General features: G+C 66.5%; 17 protein-coding genes and 1 pseudogene. 3 read left to right on the forward strand and 15 right to left on the reverse strand.

The genetic code is table 11. From position 1 onward, the window contains the following. Window positions 1-344: 344 nt before the first annotated feature. The 14 genes from AC1DRD_RS04405 to AC1DRD_RS04470 all read right to left on the reverse strand — a co-directional run bounded on the left by AC1DRD_RS04405 (window position 345) and on the right by AC1DRD_RS04470 (window position 19925). Complete coding sequence (locus AC1DRD_RS04405; RefSeq protein ID WP_478040451.1) at window positions 345-2009, reverse strand: hypothetical protein; 1665 nt, start codon at window positions 2007-2009, stop codon at window positions 345-347. A 1-nt stretch (window position 2010) separates the two neighbouring features. Further along, the gene (locus AC1DRD_RS04410) at window positions 2011-2979 is read right to left on the reverse strand and encodes a hypothetical protein (protein ID WP_478040452.1); all 969 of its coding nucleotides are present in this window, start codon (window positions 2977-2979) and stop codon (window positions 2011-2013) included. Between the two features lie 9 nt (window positions 2980-2988). After that, on the reverse strand, window positions 2989-4263 hold the full coding sequence (locus AC1DRD_RS04415; RefSeq protein ID WP_478040453.1) for a hypothetical protein: 1275 nt from the start codon (window positions 4261-4263) through the stop codon (window positions 2989-2991). Between the two features lie 10 nt (window positions 4264-4273). After that, the gene (locus AC1DRD_RS04420) at window positions 4274-5602 is read right to left on the reverse strand and encodes a hypothetical protein (protein WP_478040454.1); all 1329 of its coding nucleotides are present in this window, start codon (window positions 5600-5602) and stop codon (window positions 4274-4276) included. 31 nt (window positions 5603-5633) lie between these two features. Continuing rightward, entirely contained in the window at window positions 5634-6686 is a 1053-nt protein-coding gene (locus AC1DRD_RS04425) for a hypothetical protein (RefSeq protein WP_478040455.1), read from the reverse strand. 42 nt (window positions 6687-6728) lie between these two features. Further along, entirely contained in the window at window positions 6729-8525 is a 1797-nt protein-coding gene (locus AC1DRD_RS04430; RefSeq protein ID WP_478040456.1) for a hypothetical protein, read from the reverse strand. Between the two features lie 55 nt (window positions 8526-8580). Beyond that, entirely contained in the window at window positions 8581-10035 is a 1455-nt protein-coding gene (locus tag AC1DRD_RS04435; RefSeq protein WP_478040457.1) for a S8 family peptidase, read from the reverse strand. Beyond that, window positions 10032-10874: a hypothetical protein gene (locus tag AC1DRD_RS04440; protein WP_478040458.1), complete on the reverse strand. Its 843-nt coding sequence runs from the start codon at window positions 10872-10874 to the stop codon at window positions 10032-10034. Before AC1DRD_RS04440 ends, AC1DRD_RS04435 begins: the two co-directional genes overlap by 4 nt. After that, window positions 10871-11128, reverse strand: a complete 258-nt coding sequence (locus AC1DRD_RS04445) for a hypothetical protein (RefSeq protein ID WP_478040459.1) — start codon at window positions 11126-11128, stop codon at window positions 10871-10873. Before AC1DRD_RS04445 ends, AC1DRD_RS04440 begins: the two co-directional genes overlap by 4 nt. Continuing rightward, the gene (locus AC1DRD_RS04450; RefSeq protein ID WP_478040460.1) at window positions 11125-12231 is read right to left on the reverse strand and encodes a hypothetical protein; all 1107 of its coding nucleotides are present in this window, start codon (window positions 12229-12231) and stop codon (window positions 11125-11127) included. The genes AC1DRD_RS04445 and AC1DRD_RS04450 overlap by 4 nt, the downstream gene beginning before the upstream one ends. A 23-nt stretch (window positions 12232-12254) precedes the next feature. Then, complete coding sequence (locus AC1DRD_RS04455) at window positions 12255-16658, reverse strand: N-acetylmuramoyl-L-alanine amidase (RefSeq protein ID WP_478040461.1); 4404 nt, start codon at window positions 16656-16658, stop codon at window positions 12255-12257. Between the two features lie 4 nt (window positions 16659-16662). After that, window positions 16663-17058 carry a DUF3467 domain-containing protein gene (locus tag AC1DRD_RS04460; protein WP_478028433.1) on the reverse strand — a complete coding sequence of 132 codons (396 nt, stop codon included), beginning with the start codon at window positions 17056-17058 and terminating at the stop codon, window positions 16663-16665. A 147-nt stretch (window positions 17059-17205) separates the two neighbouring features. After that, on the reverse strand, window positions 17206-18180 hold the full coding sequence (locus AC1DRD_RS04465) for a sigma-54 interaction domain-containing protein (RefSeq protein ID WP_478028434.1): 975 nt from the start codon (window positions 18178-18180) through the stop codon (window positions 17206-17208). Between the two features lie 587 nt (window positions 18181-18767). Continuing rightward, window positions 18768-19925 carry an aldose epimerase family protein gene (locus AC1DRD_RS04470; RefSeq protein ID WP_478040462.1) on the reverse strand — a complete coding sequence of 386 codons (1158 nt, stop codon included), beginning with the start codon at window positions 19923-19925 and terminating at the stop codon, window positions 18768-18770. Window positions 19926-20244: 319 nt separating this feature from the next. Here AC1DRD_RS04470 and araD1 point away from each other — a divergent pair, with 319 nt between their 5' ends. After that, window positions 20245-21225 (forward strand): AraD1 family protein, encoded by a 981-nt coding sequence (gene araD1 / locus AC1DRD_RS04475; protein WP_478040463.1) that lies wholly within the window; start codon window positions 20245-20247, stop codon window positions 21223-21225. 128 nt (window positions 21226-21353) lie between these two features. On the opposite strand, the gene AC1DRD_RS04480 is transcribed toward araD1, so the two are convergent. After that, the gene (locus AC1DRD_RS04480; protein ID WP_478028439.1) at window positions 21354-22103 is read right to left on the reverse strand and encodes a FadR/GntR family transcriptional regulator; all 750 of its coding nucleotides are present in this window, start codon (window positions 22101-22103) and stop codon (window positions 21354-21356) included. A gap of 153 nt (window positions 22104-22256) precedes the next feature. Here AC1DRD_RS04480 and AC1DRD_RS04485 point away from each other — a divergent pair, with 153 nt between their 5' ends. Then, entirely contained in the window at window positions 22257-23444 is a 1188-nt protein-coding gene (locus AC1DRD_RS04485; RefSeq protein WP_478040464.1) for an arabinan endo-1,5-alpha-L-arabinosidase, read from the forward strand. A gap of 4 nt (window positions 23445-23448) precedes the next feature. Then, window positions 23449-24486 (forward strand): annotated as a pseudogene (locus AC1DRD_RS04490) (glycoside hydrolase family 43 protein); the annotation flags it as partial. Between the last annotated feature and the right edge of the window lie 335 nt (window positions 24487-24821).

Consider the following 24821-nt stretch of genomic DNA (forward strand, 5'->3'; position numbering starts at 1 on the left):
GAATATGTGTGATAAAAAATTAGGTCATCCCACGACTCTGCGGCTTGGGAAGTGGCTTAGCAATCACGCAGCAATCACGCTCGAGAGTAAACTGGGGTAAACGTGTGCCGCCACGCATGCTCTACGAATACCGCTCCCCAAGCCATGTCACTTTCGCCAAAAGGGCCTAAGTGGCAACGGCAGATATTGGGCCGACTGCGGACTGGCAGCTTTTGGCCCAGTGTTCCGCGAAAGCGGACATCACGAACGTGAACTATCGGATGACTGGAGTCGGGCCGTAGGCCGGCTAGCCGCCCTGACCGTCAATCGAATAAAGCGGACAACTGTCCCTAAGGCCCGCTGCGTCAACCGGCGTGCGCCGATGCCGGTGCGACTGCCGTCGGCGTCGTTGCCGGGGGCGAGCCGGCAGTTGTCGCGGGCCGCGCTCCGGTTCCGGCCGATGGCTGCTGCGCCCCTGCGACTGGCTGCGCCCCTGCGACCGGCTGCGCCCCTGCGACCGGCTGCGCCCCCGCCACCGGCTGCGCCCCCGCTACCGGCTGCGCCCCTGCGATCGGCTGCGCCCCTGCCACCGGCTGCGCCCCCGCCACCGGCTGCGCCCCCGCTACCGGCTGCGCCCCTGTCACCGGCTGCGCCCCCGCTACCGGCGCCGAATGCCCAGGTGTCACGGGAGTTCCGGCAGCAGCGGCTCCGGTCGGCGTCGTTCGGCCCGAAGCCGGCTGCGCTGGCGCAGAAACAGGCACGGGCGTCGACGGTGCGGACGGCGGGCGTAGGCCGGCATCCAGTCGCGCGGCGCGAGCCGCTTCGTCGGCCGATTCCGCCGTCTGCCGCGCCGTGCGGTCGCTGGCGATCCGCGCCGCCTCAGCATCGGGGTTGATCGTATTGACGCGGATTCGCTCCACATCCTGGACGCCGGCCAGCCGAGTGAGCGGAACGTAATCGGTGCGGAACACCAGCTCGACCCCGCTGCTCAGATTGACGTCCGTATGCATGTTCTCGGTGGTCTGGGTGCGATCGGTCGTGACGTAACCGATCGTGTTCTGGACCTTGGCCTCCGCGCCCCAGGGCCCGAATTTGGCATTGACGCTGGCGTTGGTCGTATTGTGCAGGTCGAATTGCGAGCCGCGGTCGTTGGTTGCCGCGCTGGTCGCATCGATGTGGAAGTTCATCGCAGCATTGAGCCGCCCGCTTTCGATGACGATGCGCTGAAGGCCCATCTGGATCATCGTCGCGAGCAATTGCTGGCGGTTGCGCGCCAGTGTCTGCTGGACGAACGGCACGAGCGTTTCGGGGTTCGATCCGGGCGGCACCGGATCGCCTGGCGCGATGCCCAGGGTGCTCCGCAGGATCGCCTCGGATGGCGGCTGCGCTCCCGATTTGAACGCAAGCCGGGTGGAGGCGGCGCGCTCGGCCTCGATCTCCGCCTGGCGCTCGCGCCGTTCGTCGGGGCTGAGGCCACTCAGATCCTCGGGCAGGCTGTCGCTGTCGTCGCCTCCCTGCACTTCGTACGAGGCGGGGAAATGCTCGGCGAGCCATTGCCGCGCGCCGCCCACCCCGACATTGCTGTCGGCAAATCCCTCGGTGGTCTGCGCGACATTGCGAATCAGCTCTACAAACGCGGTGAGCTGCTGCTGGTTCGAATCGTTCATCGCCTTGAACACGCCGCTGATCAGCTCGGTCACGAAGCGCGGGAACGACACCGCGTTGAGCACCGCCTGGGTCGTGCCGGCGACGCGATCGACGGCGACGCCCGAAAATTCTGAGCCCGCATTCTGCGCCAACGCGAGCACTGGGCGCGGTTGCCGGGCGGCCTGCAGATCGTCATGGTCGAGCGCGGCCGATCCGATCTTGACCAGTCCGCGCGCGAGATCGCGCCGCGTCGCCTGGTCGAGCGCGTTGAACCCCTGCTGTGTCGACAACAGGGCGCGGACGTTATGGCGGACATCATCGCGTGCGCCAGGTCGGCCCGGCCGCGGGACGGGCACCGGCGCCAAAAAGGCAGCCGACGCCATGTCAGCCGCCCAGCGCGGCCCAGGACGAACTTGCAGGCGGCGGCGGTGGCGGCGCGATCGCCGTAGCGGCGTCCGAGGCGACGCTTTCGCCGATGCTGAGCGTCGCCTCGATCCAGTCGGCCGCCGCGCCTATCACGGCATCGCCGATAGCCACCAACGGCCCGGCTCCCGAAACCCGATCGGCAATGTCGGCAAGCCAGGCGATCACCGTCATCCCGGCCTTGCCGCGATGGACATAGGGGCTTGGCTGAACCGGCTGCCGATGGGCGGCGCGGGCAATGCCCGTCACCACGTCCCACACGTCGCGCGCGCCGAAGGCATGGCGCAGGTCGGGATGGCCGACGATGGCGAAGGCGTCCTTGAGCATCTGGACGATCTCGCCCGCCATGAACGCGGTGATCCCACCGCTCGCCTGGGCGAGGTTCTGGACCAGCGCTCGCGCCGCGGCGCGCACCCTCGCCTGTTGCGCGCTGCCGCCATAGGGATCGCCCGCCGACAATTCGTCGAGCTTGTAGAGGGACTCGCACAATTCCAGCATGCGGTCCTCGAACTGGAAATTGCGGTCGGCGTCTGCCGCGACAGGACCGGCCGAGGTACCAAACAGGCGCGAGAAGAAGGCACCGCGTTCGGCCGCGCTGACGCGCTCGTTGCGGTGGTGCCACCACGTCGCGACCAATTTTTCCGCGCCACCAAGGTCCAGCGTCGTGGCGCCGGTCGCAGACAGGCCTGCGAGCGTTTCGACCGCGGGGATGATCCCGGCGGGTTCGAGATCGGCGGCAAGGTAGAGCGAGGCCAATGCGCGCAATTGCGCCTTGTCGACGCGATCAGTCGCGGCGTCGGGAATGTCGATATCGCCAAGCTGATCGAGCGCGAAGGCGAGGCCCGGCGCGGTCGCGCGTGCCACCAGCCGCTCGCCAGTCGACAACGCCGCGCAAAGCTGTGCGTCGGCGATCGGAGCGATGGCGGACATGCTCATGGCTCAGGACGTCCCCGCGGCGGACGTGGTGGCGGCTTTCGCGTTGGGATTGTAAGGCGTCGAATTACCCTGGATCACCGACATCATCTCGGGCGTCGCCATCTTGTCGAGCGGCAGATAGTCGCTCTTGAAATTGACCCGCACCTCGCCCGACAGCTTGGCCTTGACCTCGGCCTTGGACTCGCTGGTCTCATCGAGTGCGGAGCCGACCGTCGCGACATGTTCCTGCGTCGCCTCGAACGCCGCGCTGGCGCTGTAGGGCGTGTACCAGCTGCCATATTCGGCCTTCATGCTTTCCTTGTATTTCTGGGCCGAGCGGTCGTTCATCGACGCGGTGTAATGACGGTTGGCGGTGTCGCTAGCGCGCATGTCGAAAATGACCTTGGCGTTGATCGACCCGTCGGTGATGACGATACGGTTGATCCCCAGCATGACCATCGACGACAGCAATTGCTGGCGCTGCTTCGCCATTTGCAGCCGCGCGGCGGTGACCAGCCGCAATTCGGCATTGGCGTCGCTCAGGTCGGTGACCGGCGGATTGACGTTCATGTCGCGGCTGATCTCGGCCAGGCGAACCTCCGCATTCTCGCCCGTCGCCTCGAGCCGCGGCGGCGGCTGGGCGGCCGTGTCGCCGTCGGCGAAACCGTCGGCATTGCTGCTGGTGCCGACCGACAAGGTATCTGGATAGGCGTCGGCGAGATAGTCGCGGCCCGAGGCCTCGCCGATATTGTCGCGCATAAACTGGTCGGTGGTCTTGGCGACATTGGCGATCAGTTCGCCATAAGCCCGCATCTGTTCGATCGAGCTTTCGACGATCGCCTGAAAGACGTTCTTGATCAGCCCGCCGACGAACTTTGGGAAATCGACCTTCTGAACCATCTGGCCGAATTGCTCGACGCCCTGCTGCGTCGCGCCTGCGACGAAATCCTTGCCGGCAAAACCCGGGCTTTGCGACAGCGCCTTCTTGGTGTCCTCGACCGGGTCGGCCAGCGCGCCGGCGATCGGCGCGGCGGATGCCGCCGCGACCGGCGCTATCTCGCCGCGCGCCTCGCGCCCGGCGATTTCCGAGCGAACGCCGTTGGGATCGGCGATGTACGACAGCACGCGTACCGTGTCGGCGGCGATCTTCTTGCGTTCATGGTCGGGCAGATCGAGAAAGGAGGGGATGGCGGTCAGCAGGCGCCGCACTTCCGGGCGCGTGGCGTCGAACGCTTCCGCGCTGGTCGGCGGGAGGCCGCCCTGGGAAGGCGACGAACGCTGTGGCGGGGCGACGAACATCGCGGCCCCCTCAAGCCGCCGGTGCCGGGGCTGGCGCCGGCGCCGCCGGGGCTGCTTTGGGGCTCGGCACGACATTGGGGTCGGCCGGGGTGGCATTGCCCTGGATCGCGGCGATCATCTGCGGCGTCGCCATCTTGTCGAGCGGCAAATAGTCGCTCTTGAAATTGACGTCGACCGCGCCGGACAGCTGGATCTTGGTCTGGAGCGCGGCGGTCGATGCTTCCGACGCCGCGGTCTGCGCGGTGATGATCGGCTTGTTCTCGTACTGATATTCGCCCTTGGCGTAATAATCCGCGCTGTAATCGGTATTGCCGTCGCTGCGGCTATAGTCGCGCTTGCCGCCGCTGTCATACTTGCCCGAACCCGACGAGGTCTGCTGGACGTTGCCATATCGGTCGCGCGCCATGTCGACGGCGCTCGCGGTGCGGCGTTTCGACATCGTGTCGTTGGCGCGCACGTCGTAGATGATCTTCGCCGAGATCTTGCCGTCGGTGACGACGATGCGATTGATCCCCATCAGCACGATGCTGGCCATCAATTGCTGTCGCTGGCGCGCGAGCTGCATCCGGCTGTTCTCGATCAGCGCCTTTTCGACATTGGCATCGGACAGGTCGAGGCTCTTGAGCGCCCCATTCTCGAACTGGAGCTTGTTGTTGACCTGCTTGAGCGCGTCGCCTTCGTCGACACCCTCGCGCAACTCGAGCTTCGGACCCGCAGGCTGGTCGCCCCAATCGTCGTCGCTCTGACCGATCTGGAACAAGTCGGGGAACTGGTCGACCATATTGTCGCGCCCCTGATTGTCCGAGACATTGTCGTCCATGAACTGGTGGAGCGACTTGGCGACGGAGGCGATCATCTCCTGATACGCCTGCATCTGCTCGATCGAGCTCTTGGTGATCGACTGGAAGACGCCGCTGATCAACGCCGAGACGAACGACGGAAACTGGACCTGGTTGAGCAGTAATCCGGCGGTGTTAGCGGCGGCGGTTGCGGCGTCCGCCTTGAACTCGTCCTTGCCGATCGCATCGACCGCGGCGTTGCGTTCCTGCCAGCTCGCTTCCGCCGCCGACTTGTCGTCGCCCTCGGCCAGCGCCTGCGCCGCCGGCTGGCCGATCCCGCCGGGGATGCGGTTGCCCTGGATGCCTTCGGGCCGCGCCAGATAGTCGGCGATCAACGCGGTGTTGCGCGCGATGTCCTGCTGGTCGCCGGGCGACATCCGACGAAACGCATCCGACTGGGTGAGCAACTGCGCGACGCTCTGCCGCACGTGCGGATCGGGCGTCGGCCCTGCGGGCCGGCTGGGCGGCGGCGAAGCGATCGATTGAGCGGCGGCATACATGGCGAACCTCGCGGGGAAAGCGTCTTTCGGGTCAGGCGGCGGCTTGGAGCGCCTCGGGCGGCAACTCGAACTCGACCGGGCGCAGGTAGAGACTGACGCGCGGCGGCGCGGTCGCATCGGTGCGCAGGCTGACGATCGAGAAGCGGCCCGGCCAATGCTCGTCCTCGGGCGTGAACGCGCCCATCCAACGTTCGAGCGCCGCAAGCCCGCGCGGGCGCTCGGCCAATCCCATCGTGAGCAGGCTGAGGAAGCTGGGGGGCACGTCGGGAATCGCCGAGAGCAGGACGTAAATCTCGAAATCGGGGCCGTTTGGCCCGTCGCCGAACGCCAGCAGCGCGCCGTGCGCGGGCAACTCGAAACGCCCACCCAGCACCAGCCCGAGCATCTGCATGATGCCCGGCAGGCGATGCCCGATGCCGAGCACGTCCATCACCGGCTGAAGGTCGGCAAGCCGCAACGGTTCGGTGCAGGCGAAGGTCAGCCGTTGCCCGCCCATGTCGCGCTGCGCCGCCATCGTCGTGAACAGCGGCTTCAGCCCCGGCACCAATTGCAGCGCGGCCTGGACGATGCGGCCGAGCGTGACCGGCATGTCGTCGATCATCCCGCGCCCGCCGGGCAACTCGTAATAGATTTTCGACGCATAGAGGCCTTCGCGGTCGAAGCTCGACCCGAAGAAGGCTCCGTAATCCATGTTGCCGCCGGGCCGCGCAAAACCGCGATACGGCTCGCTCGCCTGGTCGAACCAGCGCAATGCGTCTCGCCCCATGAAACTGCCGACCAGTCGCCGCATCTCGCGGGTCGATTCGTCGCGCCGGTCGATCGACGATGCCTGGGGCGGCAATGGTTCGATCGTGAAGCGCAGTTTGCCCGGTTGGGTTTCCGAAAAGCTCGGCTCGAATGGCGCCGCCATCGGCATCAGCGCATTGTCGCGATAGCGCGGATCGTCGGCGGGATAGGCGAAGGTCCGCATGAACAGGTCGCGCGACGGCGCGAACGGATCGGCGGTGCCGAGCGCGCGTGCCGCGCTCTTGAGCCGGTGTTCGACCCGCTGCACCAGCGGCGCGTCTCGTGAAGGAAATGGCATTGTCTGTTCCTCAAGTGTTCGAGGGTGGACGACCGCCCGAGGTCAATTCGGGCGGTAGCCATGGCCGTTGGCGTAAGCGGGGTGCGCCGGCGTTCCGCGCCCCAGCCCGACCCCGAGGTCGCCGATCCCGTCGAGCATGTCGCGGGCCATGGCGGGGATCTGGATCGGCTTGGAGGTCATTTGCGGTGCCTCGCGCGGCTGCGACAATTCCTCGATCTGGCTGTCGGTCGTCGCGGTATCGGCGAGCCACAGCTCGCAGGCGTTGACGAGGTCGTAGTCGGTCGGATCGATCGTCGAGCGATGCGTCGCGGCGACATCCGGGTTGCGCACCTGATCGATGTCGATGATGGGGCCGGTCGCCGCGTTGACCCGCACCACGTTGTTGGCGAGCCAGGCCGTGATGATCGTCCCGCAGGTCGCCAGCGTCCGATAGCGCGAACTGGTCTTGGCCCCGCCAAGCTCGTAGGTCGCGACCTGGTCGACCACCTGCCACATGTCCTTGGCGCCGTATGAGCCCAGGATCTCGGGATCCTGCAGCAGGCCGATCATGAACTTGACCTGCGACTGGATCTCGCGCGCGGCATAATGGGCCATGCCGTATCCGTGGAGCGACAGGTTGCCGGCGAGATCGCGAGCAGCCTTGCGCACTTGCTGGTGGCTGATCGGGCTGGGCGTCGCCGAACGCAGCAACTGATCGACTTCGCTCTGGCGGATGAACGACGACACCGATGAGACGAAGCGGATCCACAGATCGTTGAATTCGCGATTGACCATCCCGCCGGGATCGCCGCCCGGGATACCGAGCGTGATCGCAGCAAAGTTCTTGCGCTCCTGTTCGGACATCCGGTTGGGCGCCTCGCGCCAATATCGGTAGAGCATCTTGCCGGCATTGCCCGGGCCGATCGGCAGCATGCCATGCTGGAATTGCTCGACGATGCGGTCGACGACCTGGAACACTTTCAACTCCTCGAACATCGCCGAGACGATCATCGGACCCATCACGCGGACATTCTCGGCGACGATGGTCTGGTCGGCGAGATCCTCGAGATCGGGCAAGTCGATGCCGAGATCGGCGATGCTGTCCTCGCCGCCGATATTCTGGACCTGATCGAGCACTTCGTTGACGCGGCGCCGCAATTGCGGCTCGGTGACGGTCACCTTGCGCTGGGCAAGCCCTCGCAACACCGCGGCATATTCCTGCGTGCTGATCCCCGGCGCATCGCCGCCGCGTCCGTCGGGATCACCCTCGCGCGCCAGCAGCACGAGAACGCGGTCGGCAAGCTCGCCATAACTTCGCGCCTCGCCCACCGCAGCGAAGAATTGCCGCGTGAAGGTGTCCATCAGCGGATGATTGACGTTTGGATAGATCGTCAGGCCGTTGCCTTTTCCACCGGCGACGATGGTCATTCCCGTCTTGTTGGTATGCTGCGGGACCAACATGACCGGCGGCGCGGTCGCGCCGTCGAGCGCGAGGATACCCATCGTCAGCGCGACGATCGAGTAAGGCTGATTCTCTTCCACGTCGAACAGCAACTTGCCGCCGTCGACTTCGGTGCGCAGCTCGGGGCTGATCAGAGATTGCGTGTTGAGCAAGGTGCGCGCGCCGACGAACAGCGGATCGCATACCTCATCCATCTTGCTGTTGTTGCGCTGGCTCTTGGCGATCTCGTCGAGGATCTTTTCCGACAGCTCCTTCTCGGCCTGTTCGGCGGTGCTGAGCGCGCGGCCCTTCTTCTCGATCGCGACGAGGCGTGCGACCGTATTGACGTGGCGATCGTGCGCGATCCGCTCGCGGTCGGCAAGGTCGCGGAACCGGGTTTCGGGATTGATCGTGTTCATCTTGGTGTCTCCTTGAATTCGTTCGGGATTGGCTGGTCAGCGTGGGGATGTCGGATCAGCCGTCATCGGCGCCTCCATCGTCATCCCCGTCGCCCGGCTGGCCGAGCGCGCGGTCGAGATCCTGGTCGAGTGCGGCAAGCGCCGCCGCGGCGTCGAGAATGCCGGCGCCGCAGCCGCTGACACCGCTCGCGGCGAAGGGCTGCGCGGTCCGCATCAGGATGTTGCGCACCGTCTCGGCATCGATCGGCCGGGCGCGGCGATGGCTGCGCGCGACGAGCAGGGCCGCGGCCCCGGCCGCGAACGGTGCGGCGAAACTGGTGCCGGTGGCATATTGATAGCCGTCGATCGCGGTGGTCAGCACGCGCTCGCCCGGCGCGCACAAGGCGACATGGTCGCCGCGCGTCGAAAAGGCGGTTGGGCGGCGATCCGCCCCGACCGCGCCGATCGCGATCACGTCGGGATAAGCGGCGGGCCAATAGATCGTCTCGCGCCCGTTATTGCCGCTCGCCGCGATCAGGATGCAGCCACGCGCGATGGCATAAGCGACGGTGTCGGCGTGCGGTTTCGGGCTGTGCGGCGCCAGCGCGGAATCGTCAGTCCCGAAGCTCATGTTGATGACCTTGGCGCCGAGATCGACCGCGAGCTTCATCGCCATGTCGAGGTCGCTGATCGCGCCCAGCCCGACCGCATTGTTCTTGCCCGGCAACCGCGCCGCGGCCAGCGCGCGCATCGGGATGATCCGGCACGCCCCGCCCAAACCGCGCGGCATCCGCAGGCCCTCACCCGCGATAATCCCGGCGCAGCCCATGCCATGGCCGACGAAGCGATCCTCGGGATTGCCGTCGCTGCGGCGATGATCGCCGAGCAGTTGCACGCCCGGCGCGACGTCCGCGCTTTCGAGCCGCACCGTGTCGAACCCGGCGCGGAAGGTGTGGGGGAATTCGGGATGCTTCTCGACCCCGCTGTCGACCAGTCCGACCACGATGCCGTCGTCGCCCGGTTCGATCGCATGCGCCTCGGCCAGGCGCACCATCTCACGCGGCGCCCAGCCATCGTCATTGTCGGGCGCGGCGAGCGCGTGGGCGGCGTCGAACGGGGTCACCGCGACGTAATTGGGCGTGGCGCTTTCGACCGTCGGCAGTTGCGCGAGCGTCTGGCAGAGTTGGCCGACCGGCGTGCCGGCGGGGACGCGCAGCATCAGCGTCCGCGCCATCCCGGTCTGCTGCTCGATTGCGTCATAGCCGAGATGACCATGCCCGGCGCCATGCGCACCCGCTGCGGAGAAGATCCGCGCGGTGCGGAACCCGCCCGTTCGTTCACGGATGATGCGGTCGATCGCACCGCCGTCGATCGAGGTCGCGGCGGCGAGCGCCCCGCGCGCTATGTCGCGCACCGTGGGGACGTGCGCGGGCGCTTCCCCGAGCGCGAGCTTGAGCATCAGGCTCGTCGGCAGACTGTATTGCCGTTCGCCTGGCGAGGCCCAGGGCGTGCCGAGTGCGCGGATCGTCATTGCCGCGTCTCCATCGGTTCGGGGATGGCGGCGATACCGATCGGCGCCAGGACGGGCTCGGGCGCGGTGTCGGCCGAACGGCGGACCGGCGCGAACGCGCTGAGGTCGAAACTCATCGCGGTCGACAGCGCCGGTTCGGGCGCGATCGCGAGTTCGCCAGCCCATTGGTCGTGGCTCGGCGCGAGGAGCAACTCGTTCGACGCGGATTTCAGGATCGACACCGGCTTGTCGCCGATCCGGACGTGCGGGAACAGATTACCGCGGACGAGGTTGCGCCCGGTGACCCGGATCATCGGCGGCGCTTCGGGATCGGCACCCGGCGCCGGACGCACCGGCTCGACGCGCTGGACCAGAGGTTCGGACGAACGGTCAAGCGCCTTGCGCAGCCGGTCGATCGACAGGTTGGTGACGCGGCCGATGGTGTGGACCGATCCTTTTTCCTCGGCGCGCTGGAGTTGCTTGACGGTCCGCACGCCCGCCCATTCGAGCCGCTTGCGTTCGTCGCTGGTCAGCTCGTCGCCGAGTTCGTCGAGCGGCTGGTCGTCGGGATCGTCCGACATCGCGACCGCGTTCTCCTCGATCGCCGGGCGCGTGATCGCGGTGAACACCAGGTGGAACATGCTGGTGTCGGTTTCACCCGGGCCGGCGGGGCGAATGCGGATCTCGCTGTCGGTGAACTCGACATGCGCGCGCAGATCGAGGTTGATGTCCTTGATCGCGAAGGTCAGCGGCAGGTTGAGGTTGCGCGCCTTGATCGCCATCGCCGACTGGGCGTTGTCGAGCTGGCTCTGCACCGCCTGGATGAAGTCTTCGAGCCGGAGTGTCGCGGTGCCGTTCATGACGCGCCTCCGTCGGCCGGTACCACGTGCCACGTCACCGCGAGCCGGGCGGGCTCGGGATCGAAGGCGGTGCGCGTCACGAACAACGGCACGTCGCCGATCACTTCGGTACCCGTGGCCGACGTCACTAACCGTACGTCGATCGGCAACGTCATTTCGAGCGATCGCGCGCGGACGGCACCGCCACCGCCCATCAGGTGCGCGGCATCGGCGAGATCGCCGAGCAATTCACCGAGCGGGCGGCGGCCGTTCATGCCTGCGCTCCGGCGGGCGCGGGCGCGGGGGCCGGCGCGACAACGGGGGCGGGCGCGGGCGTCGGCGGAGCGGGCAAGGCAGGTGCCGGGGTGGGCGCGGCCACTGCGGCCGCGGGCTTCGGCGCCGCCTGGCGGCTATGGCGTTCGAGCAAGGTCCGCTGCGCCTCATCGACGAAGCGATCGAGCGGCAGCGTTTCCGACGCGAAGTTGATCTTCACATCGCCGAACAATTCGGCCTTTAGCTCGCTGTCGGACTGCGCGTTGACGCCGACCGTCGAGACCTTCGTGATCGCGCCTTCGCTACCACGCGCTCCCCAGGTGGTACCGCCGGTGCCGGGGTCGTTCGACGTGGCATATTGGACCGCGGCATTGTCGGTCGCCGCAGCGCGAAAGCGTAGCCGCGCGCCGATCGAGCCGTCCTTGATGACGACGCGCTGCATGCCGAGCAGCACCATCGTCGACAAGGTCGACAGGCGCTGCTGCGCGACGCGCTCGCGCGCCTTGGGCAGGATGTTGTTCTCGAGTGTGTCGGCCGAGAATTCGTTGCCGTCCTCCCCGAAGTCGGCGAGCCAGCTCGGTTCGGCAGCGTCGTCGCCGCTGTCGTCGCTGCTGCCATTGCTGGTGGGCTTGGTGAGCGGCGCCAGCGTATAGTCGCCGCCATTCTGCACCAGGGTCACGTCGCGCGGATATTGCTCGACCAGCCAGGCGCGTGCCTGCCCCTGGGTGACGTTTTCCTGGGTGAATTGGTCGAGCGGCTTGGAAACAGCGCTGACGAGGTCGGCAAAGGCCTCCATCTGCTTGATCGAGCTGTCGACGATCGCATCGAACGTGCCGTGCACCAGCGACGCGACGAAGGCCGGGAAATCGATCTCGTCGGACAAGGCGCCGGCGCGCCGCCCGAGCGCATCGGTCGCCTTTTCCTTGGGCGCGGTCGATCCGCCGGTCGTCGTCGTGTCCGACGCCGGCAGCACGCCATCGGTCGATTCATCGCCCGCCGGGGCGCTTGGATCGGCGATCTCGCGCCCGAAAGCGTCGCGCGCCAGCGCCATCGCCGGAGCGATGCTGCCGCGCGCCGGCGGCGGAGGAGGGATGAGGCGAGCCATCAGCCGTTATCCGCGCGCCGGGCTCAGGCCGGCTGCAATTGCTGTTGCGGGACCGGAGCGGGAGCTGGCGTTGGGGCGGGCGCGGAGGGCGTGACCGGATCGGCCGGCGCGCGATCGGCGCCGTGCCGCGTCTGCTGGCGGCCATCGCCCGACAGCGTCACCTCGGTGACCGCGACCTGATCCTCCTCGCCCGCGCGGCTGAAGGTGGTGGTCACCCGCACCGTCAACCCGACCCGCTCGGGAGTCGAGCCGTTTCGGCAGATGTCGGCGCGCACCGTGGCGCTCCAGCCGTCGAGCACCTGGCCCTCGGTCGGGGTGATGGCGATATCGCCGACCGCGCCGCCCTGGAATTTCCAGTCGATCGCGACGCCCGCCTGGGTGCGCCCGCTCGGCCCCTCGATATAGGGCCAGTCGTCGAGCACCACGCGTTCGCCCGGCATTGCCGGCGCGCCTGCCCCACCCGCCAGCGCGTTCTCTGGCAGGACCATGCCGGCAAGTTGGGCGAGGTCGTAATTACGCCCGTTCTTGCTGCTGGTTTGGCGCGTCAGCGCGATGCCGACGCCGAACCCGTCATCGCCGGCCGCGGGATCGGCCAGAGCGTGTGTCCGGGCCACCACGCGGCGCGGCGGAGTGGCGCCCAGCGAGAAGGCATAGCCCGCCCCCGTCGCGCTGCCGCGGTTGATCGTGTGGCCGAACGTTCCGCCGGAATGAAGCAACTGGATCCGGTCGATATTGCCCGCCGCCTCGAACTCGGTGGTGAAGGCGTCATAGGTCATGATGTACTGGCTGCCGGTCTGGTGCGTGTCGGCATAATTGCCCGGCGCGCCGGGCGAGCCGACCACGCGGTCCCAGGGATCGGTGATGCGGACGTAATAGGCGCCGTCCTTGCGATACATGCCGGTAACGACGATCGCGTGGATGCCGGGGACGTCGGCGGTGACCCAGATCGGCCCGTTCGCCTCGATCACGCCGCGGAATCCCTCGGGCGTGTAACAGGCATTGGGTTCGACCGTCAGGCCGATCGCATTGGCGAAGGCGCGCTTGTCGCCGGGCGCGAGGCCGCTGGTCAGCGAACTGGTGAGGTTGTGGCATTGCGCGATCAGCTCGGGCGAGACGCTCTGGCGGTCGCGCCAGCCGATCACCATCGCCGCGGCGGTCGCCCAGCAGCTGTTGTCGGTCGGTTGCGGGATCGGATAGACCTCGTCCCAATTGATCGACCAATCGTCGGCATCGAGCGCGCGGACACTGCCATAGCTTTGCGCGGCGGCCGGGTCGGGCAACGCGAAGCCAAAAGCACGCAAGCCGGCGCAGACCGTCGCGAAATTGCCCGGCAGTGCCCGGCTGGGGTCGGCGGCATAAGTGTCGAGGCCGGCCTTGCCGGCGGGCGTGCCGCCCGGGGCCGCTTCGTTCGCCGCCATCAGCAGCGCGAGGTCGCGCGCATTGCTCGCGGTGGCGAGCTGAGCAAGCTGGGCCGAGACGCCCGAGCCGATCGCCGCGTCGTCGAGCGCCCCGCTCTGGTCGGAGGCGCTGTGCGGGAAGACGATGAAACTGACCGGAAAATTGTTGTTGAACCGACTGCCGCGGCCGCTGCCGCCGAGATTGGTGCCGACTTTCTGCGAGCCTTCGCCCAGCGCCGAGCTCTGCGCCCCGCCCGAATCGACGAAGTAGAACGGGCTCTGCAGCGCCTGGTCGTGGCGAATGGCGAGGCCGAAATCGCCGAGCGCCATGCCTTGGTCGCGAAGCTTGCCCGACAGCGCACCATAAGGGACGCGCGAGGCGTCGAAATAGCGCCGCTGAGCGTAGGCCGGTTGCGACGCATCGGCCGCGCGCGCCGTTTGCGAGACGTAATAGCCCGGCGACGGGTCGCTGTTCTTCGCTTGCTGAATGACCGGATAGCGGCCCTTCTTCTCGCGCTCGGGGCGCTGGTCGAGCAACGCGTTGCCGTTCACCACCTGGGGATCGGACGGCGTCATCGCGACCACGCCGACCCAGCGGCCATCGTCGCTGACCGCATTGGCGAGATTGTCGTCGCCGGTGTCGTCGGGGTGATAGGCGGTCGGCGATCCGTCGAAATCGACATTGGGATGGCCGAAGAAGACGAACGCGACTGGTTGATCGGGCGCGTTGTCCCACGCCACCGAGGTCAGCTTCACATGCTTGTAGTCGACCATGTGCCAATGGCCGGGCACGTCGGCGAATACCAGCGACGACCCCGCCATCGCGTGCGACAGCCGGGCGGGGTGCCGCGACGCACGCGCCGCCACCCGTCGCGCGGCCGCACCGAGCGACTGCGCCGCCGCCGATGGCAGCGCCTGGATCGGGATCCAGCTGGTGCTGATATCCTGATCGGTCGGCGCCATAAGCGAGTCCGGCCCCTTGCCGTTCGCCACCGGGTCATAGGAATAGACCAACTGGCGATTGATATAGAGTTCATGCGCCGGGAAGCCGTCATGGTCGCCGACGATCATCGCTTCGGGGCCGTTGGCGCCTTGCTTGAGATAGATGGCGACGTCGGAATCGATGTCGGGCGAGGTGATCAGCGGCAGCGCGCCGGCCATTTCGATCGACACGACCGAACTCTGGCTGGTCATCGCCAGGATGCTGCGGCTGGTGCTCGATGCGCCCTGATAGATGCGAAGGTTCGAATCGCTCACCGCCAGCCGTGCCCGGCGCGACGGGCCGGGGCCACCGGCGACCTTGTCCATCCACCAATCGGGCTTGCCGTCGACATGATAGGTGTAAGTCGAATCGTAGGCGGTCGATTCGCCCCAGTGCCGGTCGACCGTGCGTAGGTCGCTGATGCCGCTGTCGGCTCCCAGGGTCAGCGTCGCGGTGATCTCGGCGCGGCTGGTACCCTGGTCGTAGCTGAAGCTGCGATTGTCGCCGCCGAAATCCTCGCCACCGATCAGGTGGCTGCCAAGGTCGTAGTCCGACAGCGGCCCCTTGATCAGCGGCGACGGGATGAAGGCGCGATATTTGATCTCGATCGTGTTGCCGCCCCCGTCGAGCGCATGCGCGACGCCGAGCGACTGGCCGGTCGGCTGCGGTTGCGGCGCGCAGAAGCGGTTGCTGACCAGATTCATGAAATGATCCCAGTCCCAGGCGCCGTCGGGGCACGAGCCATGGCTGGTGTTGGGATCGGCTTCGCGATGGCCGATGATCGTCGTGCGGTCGGGCGTCAGCCCGTATTTGTCGCACAGATAGGTGACGAGTGCCGCGGACTCGCAATATTGCGTGTCGGTCGGCGGGGTATAGGGATAGCATTGCTGGCCGCCGCCCGGCTTGGGGTAGCAGGCGCCGCCTTGCTTGATCGCGACATGCTCGATGCCGATGCTACGGCGGTTGGCGCCTTTCGCGTGCCAGGCCGTGTCGGCCTCGTTGACGAACTGGACGATCTCGCCGTCCTGCCCGACCAGATAATGCGCGCTGGCCTGGGCGCCTGCCGCGGTGAAGGTGTTGACCGTGCTCGATGTGGTCGGCGCATCGGTAATGTGGATAACGATACGGTCGATCGTCGTGCCGTTGCGCCCCGCGGTGAAGGCCGGCGATGGCGCGATACGCGAGACACGGCTGTAATCGGCGGTGGTCAGCGCCAGCGCGCTCGCCTGCGCCACCGGTGGCGAAGCGGAATCGTCGCTGTAGGGCGCGGCATCGATCCCCATATTCTCCGGATCGACGTCGAACGCTCGGCCGAAGGCGAGGCCCGCCGCGGTTGCCGCGGGCGCCGTCGCGGTCGCCGGAGCGGGCGCGATCGCACCCAGCGTGGGTGGGGTCGCGGTTGTCGGCGCTGTGACCGGGCCCTGGTCGACGGCCTTGAGCGGGGGCAGCGGCCCAAAACCATCGTCATAAGGCACATTCCCATGCGCCGGCGGAGCAGTGGTTGGCGATGAAGTGCCACTATTCCCGACCGGCGCAGGCTGTCCCGCCGCGGGAGCGGGCGAGGCCGGCGTCGTGCCTGGCTGGGCGCGGTCGCCAGCCCATTCCGCGACCGAAGCGGGCCCGGCGACATAGGCTCCGCTGACGCGCGTCGGGAACATCCGGACGCGGCGCAACGCCCGGTCACTCAGCTCGCCGAGCGAGATGTACGGGCTCGATGCCGTGGGCATCGCGTCGACCATCCAATCAGTCGCGGTTGGCGGCGTCGCCGTGGCGAGTCCGAACCACAATTTGTCGGCAGAAATGAACCGCGCCAGCACTTCGGGCGGCACGACATAGACCGCTTCGCCACGCGGCACCGAAAGCATCCCGTGCTCACGGCTGGTGTAGAAAGTGGATGGCGTCCGCCCCTCCTTCCTGACGAATAACCCGGGGTCGGTCGCCAGCACGACTTCGGCGACGCGCGGCGGGCTGTCGGTCCAGATGGTGAAGCTGAGCATCGGGAAGCGGTCGGTCACCTTCAGGCTTCTGGGGCGGAGTTGCGCTGCCATGATTCTACCTCTCGTCACGATGGGGATGCGCGCTGCCGTCGGCGGCGGTGCGCTTGCGGCGGGCGTTGATCGCGCGCCGTTCGAATTCCTGAGGGTTGATGATCGACAAGTCACCGTCGAGCTCGGCAATGTCGGGGATGTCGTGGTGCGCGCGTTCGAACTGCGCGATCGACTGGTTGAGCAAGGTAGCCAGTAACTTGGCGTGAACCGGGCTGACGGCGATCCGGCTCATCAGCTGAATGTCGCCCGATTGCGGCTCGACCTGGCCGGCGTCGAGCAGGAACTCGAACGCGTTGTGCCCGACTTCGAAATAGTTCGCATAGCAAGCGAGCGGCGGCCGGTCGGGGCGCGCTGCGGCGCCTGCCGGGTAACGGTCGGGCTCAAGGTCGGTTGCTGTCACGGAACCTCTCGCGTTGCGATGAGAATCCTTCAGCAAGGCTCGGGCCAAATTGCCCGAACGAGGCTATCGATCTATTTTACAGGGCTTTTTTGAAAAGCTGGCGGATTGAGCCATAATTCCGGCTGTCGCATGTTACACTCTCGAGTGTCACAGTGTGACATCATTGGAATCGCCGTTCGGGTCGGAATCGAGATCGTATTTGGCAAGCTTGCGGTAGAGCGTCATGCGCGACCAGTTCATTTGCCGCGCCGCCTCGACCTTGTTCCAGTTGGTCTGGCGTAGCGCATTGACCAACCGCTCGCGCTCGGGCTCACCCGCCGAGCGATTCTGCTCGAACAGGCGGCGGAAGGCGGGGGGCAAATCACCGACCCCGACCGCGCGACCGTCGGGCGGATCGATGAACAATGCCTCGACCATATTGCGCAATTCGCGGACGTTCCCCGGCCAATCATAGCGCCGCATGTGATCGAGCAATGCCGTGTCGGGTCGTCCGACGTGCAGCGACCGGCGGCGGTTCTGCTCGGCGATGAACTGGTCGACGATCGGGCCGATGTCTTCAGGCCGCGCACGCAACGGGGGCATCTCGATCCGCGCGACGTTGAGCCGATAGAAAAGGTCGGCGCGAAAGCGGCGCTCGGCGACGAGCTCCTCCAGCCGCTCGTTGCTCGCCGCGACAATCCGGACGTTCACCGCTTGACGGCGGAGCGATCCGACCGGGGTGACGGTGCGATCTTCCAGCACGCGCAGCAGCTTTGCCTGCGCAGGCGGCGTCATCTCACCGATCTCATCGAGAAACAGGGTCCCTCCGTCCGCCTCGACGAAGCGACCGGGGAAGCTGGACTGCGCGCCGGTAAAGGCGCCCCGTTCGTGGCCGAACATCTCGGATTCGAACAGGCTGTCGGGAATCGCCGCGCAATTGACCGCGACGAACGGCCGGGCCGCGCGCGGGCCCAACCGATGCACCGCACTGGCCACCCGCTCCTTGCCGGTACCCGTCTCACCAGTCACCAGCACCGTGGCGTCGCTTAGCGCAACCTTGGCGAGATAGCCGCGCAATTGGGAGATTGCCGTGCTCGCGCCAAACAGGCCGTCCCGCGCCGCAATGTCCCCCCCCTGAGTCAAGACCAGCCCCATGTTCGGCTGCGCGCTCTTGAGCGCGGCCGTTCCAGAGAAAGCTGCCCTTACCGTCAGGTAAACCTGCGGCGTCGGGTTCTTCCAATGTTCGTGACGATCGGCGTTTTCGCCCTGACAGTCGTGGCTGCGACCTGTCGCTGCATGTTACGGCAAGATCCGCCGAGTCGACAAATCAAATCCGCCCCGAAACGGACGGTTCACCGCCGCATAAACTCGGCCTATCTCAATATTATGGTTACAGGTGAGCCAAGCAAAAACGCAGCGACCGCGACCAGAAAACAAGTGCCGACGCCCGTGCGATCCTCATCCAGCGGCCCGGTCAGGATTTGATTCAGGTCCGACCAGTCTTGCGAACTTGGCGACGGCAAAGGCGAACCTCCGGTCGCCGCTTGGCAGAAGCTGCAACGGGGCAGTTCGGCGTCCTCGGTAATTGACCACCGTTTTCCCACCGAGAAAGCTCCCAGCAGCTTCTCAAGCGAAGGAATGGCAGCTTCGGGGCGCCCCTTCAACGGGTTGAACGCCTGAAATCAGGGCGCAAGCCAGCCTCGGCCGTTATAGTCGGGTCTCTCTGGAACTCAGCGGGCCACGGACACGCGGTAAATCATGCGGTGGTGATAGGGTTGCCCCGGCGCGACGCGCGCCGAACCGAATGAAGGTTGATTGGGCGTGTCGGGGAACAGCTGCGGTTCCATCGCAATGCCGTCACCCATCCGATAGAGATGCCCGCCTTTGCCCACGAGCGTCCCGTCGAGGAAGTTGCCGGTGTAGATCTGCACGCCGGGTTGATCCGACAATAGCTCGAGCACGCGGCCAGAGGCCGGGTCTTCCAGCCGCGCCGCCAGCTTGGGCTCCGCGGTTTTGCCGGCGTCGAGCACAAAATTATGGTCGTAGCCGCGCCCCATCACGATCTGCGGGTCGCGCCCGTCCCGGATCCCGTCCTCGATGATGCGCCCCTTCTCGAAATCGAACACGGTGCCCGCGACCGCCTTCAATTCGCCGGTCGGGATCAAAAGGGCATTGACCGGCGTGTAGCGGCTTGCGGGGATCGTCAGCCGATGGCGATAGATACCCCCGGGAGCGCCTTCGCCGGCCATGTTGAAGATCGCGTGGTTGGTGAGATTGACGATCGTCGGCGCGTCGCTCTTCGCGTCGAAATCGATGGTGAGACTACCCTTGTCGTCGAGGGTGTAGGTCGTCGTCACCTGCAATGTGCCGGGATAGCCCTGGTCGCCCGCAGGGCTGGTGAGCGCCAGGGTGACGCTGGCGACCGGGCCGTTCTTGACCGAGACGATTCGCCACACGCGCTTGTCGAAGCCGACGGTGCCGCCGTGAAGCGAATTGGCCTTGTCGTTCTGGGTCAGCTGGTAGCTTTTGCCGTCGAGCGTGAACTTCCCACCTGCAATCCGGTTCGCATAGCGCCCGATCGTCTGACCCCAGTAATTCGGATGCTCGACATAGCTCCTGGCATCGTCATAGCCGAGCGTCACGTCCGCGATCTTTCCCGCGCGGTCGGGCGCGTCGAGCGCCTGAAGCGTTGCGCCGAGCGTGATGATTCGGGCTTTCACCCCATTCGCGCCGGTCAGCGTCACGGCCTCGATCGCCTGGCCGTCGGGAAGCGTGCCGAACGCCGAACGCTCGGCCGTCGCGGCGAAAGCGCAAGTGGACGCGAGCAGCCCGGACAGTGCCGATAGAATGCCGGCAAGCCGAGTTACCGCGGATGGCGCAATTGCCATGTTCCCCTCCTGATTTGACCTGTAGGTTCTATAGTTTAAACTCAGACAAATTGTAAAGCGGCGGGCGCGCGATTTGCTTTCGGCAACGCCGCCGCTCGAGGAGGGGTTTTTCGGATGCTTTCGGTTCCGGTTTCCATCGCAGCGCCTTCGGGTGGGGCGCCGGCGATCGCGGATCTCCTGCGACCGGCGTGTTTTCCAGAACCTACCCGACCGGCCGCTGCCGCCCGCCCTCCGCAGCGACAATCCCTCTGACGCCGCGCGCCGCATCGATGGCGCGCTGGTGCTGACCTGAACCGCGGGCTGACTTGGAGACGACCTGATGACCCTATCCTTGATTCAGTATCGCGGCGCCGATGGCCTGCGGGGCGTGGCGGCGCTGCGCGACGGCGGTGCGCCGCATATCGTACCGGGCGCCGAGACGACACTGGCATTGGCACGGCGGGCGATTGCCGAAGGCGCCACGCTGGCCGCGCTCGTCGATGCCGCCGGGGAGGGCGAAGCGCTCGACCTCGGCACGGTGGAGCTGCTTGCGCCGATCGACCATGCCGATCCTGCGCATCTGCTGATGACCGGGACCGGCCTCACCCATCTCGGCTCGGCCGAGGGCCGCGACAAAATGCACCGCGCGATCAGCGACGCCGCCCAGCAAACCGATTCGATGAAGATGTTCCTGATGGGCGTCGAAGGCGGCAAGCCGGAGAACGGAGCCGGCGTGCAGCCTGAATGGTTCTACAAGGGCGATGGCTCACAGATCGTCGCGCCGGGCAGCCCGCTGCGGTCTCCCGCCTTTGCCCTCGACGCGGGTGAGGAGCCGGAAGTCACGGGAGTCTATCTGATCGCCGATGACGGTATGCCCGTCCGGCTCGGCTATGCGCTCGCCAACGAATTTTCCGATCACGTCACCGAGCGTGGCAATTATCTGTGGCTCGCGCATTCCAAGCTGCGCCCCGCGGCGCTCGGCCCCGAGCTGCTGCTGGGCGACCTACCCGCGCATGTCGAGGGCACCAGCCGCATCGTTCGCGACGGTGAGACGATTTGGGAGAAGCCGTTCGTCTCCGGCGAGGCCAACATGTCGCACAGCCTGGCCAATCTGGAACATCATCACTTCAAATACGACCTGTTCTGCCGACCGGGCGACGTCCATGTCCATTTCTTCGGCACGGCGACCCTGTCATTCAGTGACGAGATCAAGACGCAGGCCGGGGACGTGTTCGAGATTTCCGCGGCACCCTTTGTGCTCCCGGTCCGCAACCCGATTGCCGCCGCCGAGCCGCGCACCGTGGCCGTCCGCGCACTATAACGGCCATTCGCTGGCCGATCAGCCGAGTCGAGATCGTCTGGCGATCGCGCGCTGCTCGAGTTGGTCGCCAATACGCTCATGCGCTGCCGGCAGATTTCGGTCGAACCATTGGTAGAAAAATCGCCGGCTCAGGCCTGCATCGCGCTCCGGGTGTCCTCGAGCGCGAGGTCGACAAGCACGCGCATCGCGTCGCGGGCGGCGTCGGCGTCCTGCGCGGCGATGGCGTCGTAAACGCGGGCATGGTCGGGTATCGGGTTGCGCGGTAGGGCGCGCTGGCGTTGCTTGAACTGGGTCGTCCACTTGACCGCCGCTCCGACGGTGGCGGAGAGCGCGACGAGGGCGTCATTGTGGGTCGCGCGCAGGATGGCGTTATGAAAGTCGCGGTCGGCCGCGCACCCCTCCTCGGTCGCGAGCGTATGCCGGCGCATCGCAGCCACAGCATCCTTCATCGTCTTGAGCTCGACGCGGTCGCGGCGTTCGGCCGCGAGTGCGGCAGCGGCGGGCTCGACGATTGCGCGCAGCTCGAACAGGGAGCGGACATAGTGGGTGTCGGGCTCCCCCGCGAACGCCCAGGCGAGGACATCTGGATCGAGCAGGTTCCAGCGGTCACGCGGGAGGATGCGGGTTCCCGCCTTGGGTCGGCTCTCCACCAGCCCCTTGGAGACCAGCACCTGCACGGCCTCCCGATAAGCGCTGCGCGAGACATCGAGCGCTTCGGAGAAGGCGACCTCGCCAGACAAAATGTCCCCCGGCACATATTCGCCGGAGACGATCGCGGTGCCGAGCTTGCGGGCGATGGCGCCGTGCAGCCGGCGGCCCGTGCCGCGAGGTTGCCGCGCTCCATCGGGGCGACGCCGCGCTGAATCGAGCGCGGACATTTCATCCGTCATTCTTATCTCCCCTCGCTCCCTTATCAGTTCGACGCTTGCGATCAAACGACGATTGCATTGGCCGTACTACGCTAATATGTCGGAGTAGTTGCCGCAATGGTGACGGTGGAAAGCCGGCGCAGCGGTGATGGGGAGGACAAGTTGACGGTACGGGTCACGACGATGCTGGGTGCACTCGCGATTGTCGTCGTGACGGCGTCCACCGCGACGGCGCGAGACAGCGCCACCGCGACCGTCCGTGCGGATATGTCCCGGCCGATCTACGGCACGCGCACCTTCACCCAATTCGTCGAGCATCCCGGCGATGGCCTTGATGAAGGTCCAAGGGTCGGCCCGGATTCGTCTGCGCGCGCGGCCGCGGTCGCTGCGTCCGCGCCGCCGGGTACGCCGCTCAATGCCCAGTTGACGGGCGACCTTGTGCCGACGCACGATCCGGTCATCATCCGCGAGGGCGATACCTATTATGTCTTCAGCACGGGCAGCGACAATGGGCGCTTCGTTCGCGCAAAGACGTCCAAGGATCTCGTTCACTGGACAGCGGCGGGCGCGCTGATCGATCGCCTGCCCGACTGGGCGACCCGGGCCGTGCCCGGCACGCAGGACATGTGGGCGCCTGACATCTCCTATGTGAACGGACGCTACCGGCTTTATTACGCGGTCTCCACTTTCGGGTCGAACCGCTCGGCGATCGGCCTGTTCACTAGCCCGACACTAGACCCCAAGGCGCAAGGCTATGGTTGGCGCGACGAGGGGCTGGTCGTGATGTCGACCGAGCGGAGCGATTTCAACGCGATCGACCCCAATTTCGTGATCGATCGGAAGGGGCGCCACTGGCTCGCGCTCGGCAGCTTCTGGACCGGGCTGAAGCTTTTTGCGCTCGACCCGAAGACGGGCAAGTTGGCCAAGGAGGGTGAGGCGCCCCGTGCGATCGCGCGCCGCCCGGTGCCGGCCGGCGCGCCCGATCCGGTCGAAGCGCCGTTCATCATCGATCACGGCGGCTTCTACTGGCTGATCGCCAGCTACGACTATTGCTGCAAGGGCGTCGCGAGCACTTATTATACCGTCGTCGGCCGTGCGCGCGCGATCATCGGGCCATATCTTGGCAAGGACGGCAGCGCGATGATGCGGGGTGGGGGCACCATATTGCTGCGCGCCGACCTGCCCGAAAAGGAACGCTTTCGTGGGCCGGGCCATGTTGGGGTGCTGCGCGACCGCGGCACCGATTATCTCGCCTACCATGCTTATGATCGCGAAAAGAATGGCGCGCCGACACTCAGGATCGCACGGATCCACTGGGGTGCGGACGGCTGGCCGCAAGCGGAGGATTGATGTGATGCAAGAGCTTTCCCGGCGTAATTTCCTGGCGGCGGCCGCCGCCACTTCCGCCGTACCCGCCTTCGCCCGAACCTCATCCGCGCCGACGATCGTCAATCCGGTCGTCAGGCAGCGGGCTGACGCCCAGGTGTTTCGCCACCACGATGGCTGGTATTACATGACCGGGTCAGTTCCCGAATATGACCGGCTCGTCCTGCGCCGGTCGCGGACGTTGGAGGGCCTCTCCACGGCACGTGAAGCGGTGCTGTGGCGGCATCTCGCCAGCGGACCGATGTCCGGCTTCATCTGGGCGCCGGAATTACACCTGATCGACGGTAAGTGGGTCATGTATTTCGCCGCAGGACCCAGCGGTGGCGGCGAGGACGTGTTCCGCATCCGCACCTACGCGATCGAATGCGACGGCGCGGACCCGATGACGGGCAAATGGTCGGTGCTCGGCCAACTGCAAACGGCGTGGGATACCTTCACGCTCGATTCGACGAGCTTCGTCCACCGCGGCAGGCGCTATCTCGCCTGGGCGCAGCGCGAGCCGGGGATCGAGACCAATTCCAACCTCTATATCGCGCCCCTCGCAACCCCGCTGACGCTTGCGGCCAAGCCTGCACGGCTATCGGTGCCGACGCTCGACTGGGAAGTGCAGGGGTTCAAAGTCAACGAGGCGCCGGCGGTGCTCGCGCGAAACGGCCGGCTGTTCATGACCTATTCCGCGAGCGCGACCGACGCGCGCTATTGCATGGGGATGCTCTCCTGCCGCGACGCCGCCGACATCATGGACCCGGCGAACTGGACCAAGTCGCCCGTGCCGGTCTTCAAGACCTCGCGCGAGAACAAGGTGTTCGGCCCCGGGCATAACAGTTTCACCGTTGATGAGCGCGGACGCGACGTCCTCGTCTATCACGGGCGCGATTATGAGAAGATCACGGGCGACCCGCTGTTCGACCCCAATCGCCATACGCGGATGCAATATTTCCGGTACCACGCCGACGGCACACCCGATTTCGGCGTGCCGGTCGCCAATGGCCCGTTGCGATCGCGGCGATGATCCTCTCCTCTCGCCCGGCGAGACCCCGGTCGCTTGCGCTGCCCATTTTGCGCTCGGGCGAAGATGTGGCGGATGTCCGACGATTTCTGGGATGAATGGCCGCTGATCGAGGCGCAACTAGCCCTGCGTGGAGAAGTGCAGCGCCTATAGGCCGCTGGCTCGACGCCGACATGCTGCCGCTCGGGCGCCTGGTCCTGCCGAGCGCGACACGCTCTTCACCGCGAATAGCCGAAATGCGCCCATTCGCAGCGCGCTCTAGTCGGAGCGATTAACGTGCGGCGATTCGGCGGTCCGCTCGTGAAACACCGAAAGCCGCAACATTCCGCTTG

The organism is Sphingomonas sp. P4_G2, from assembly GCF_056401155.1.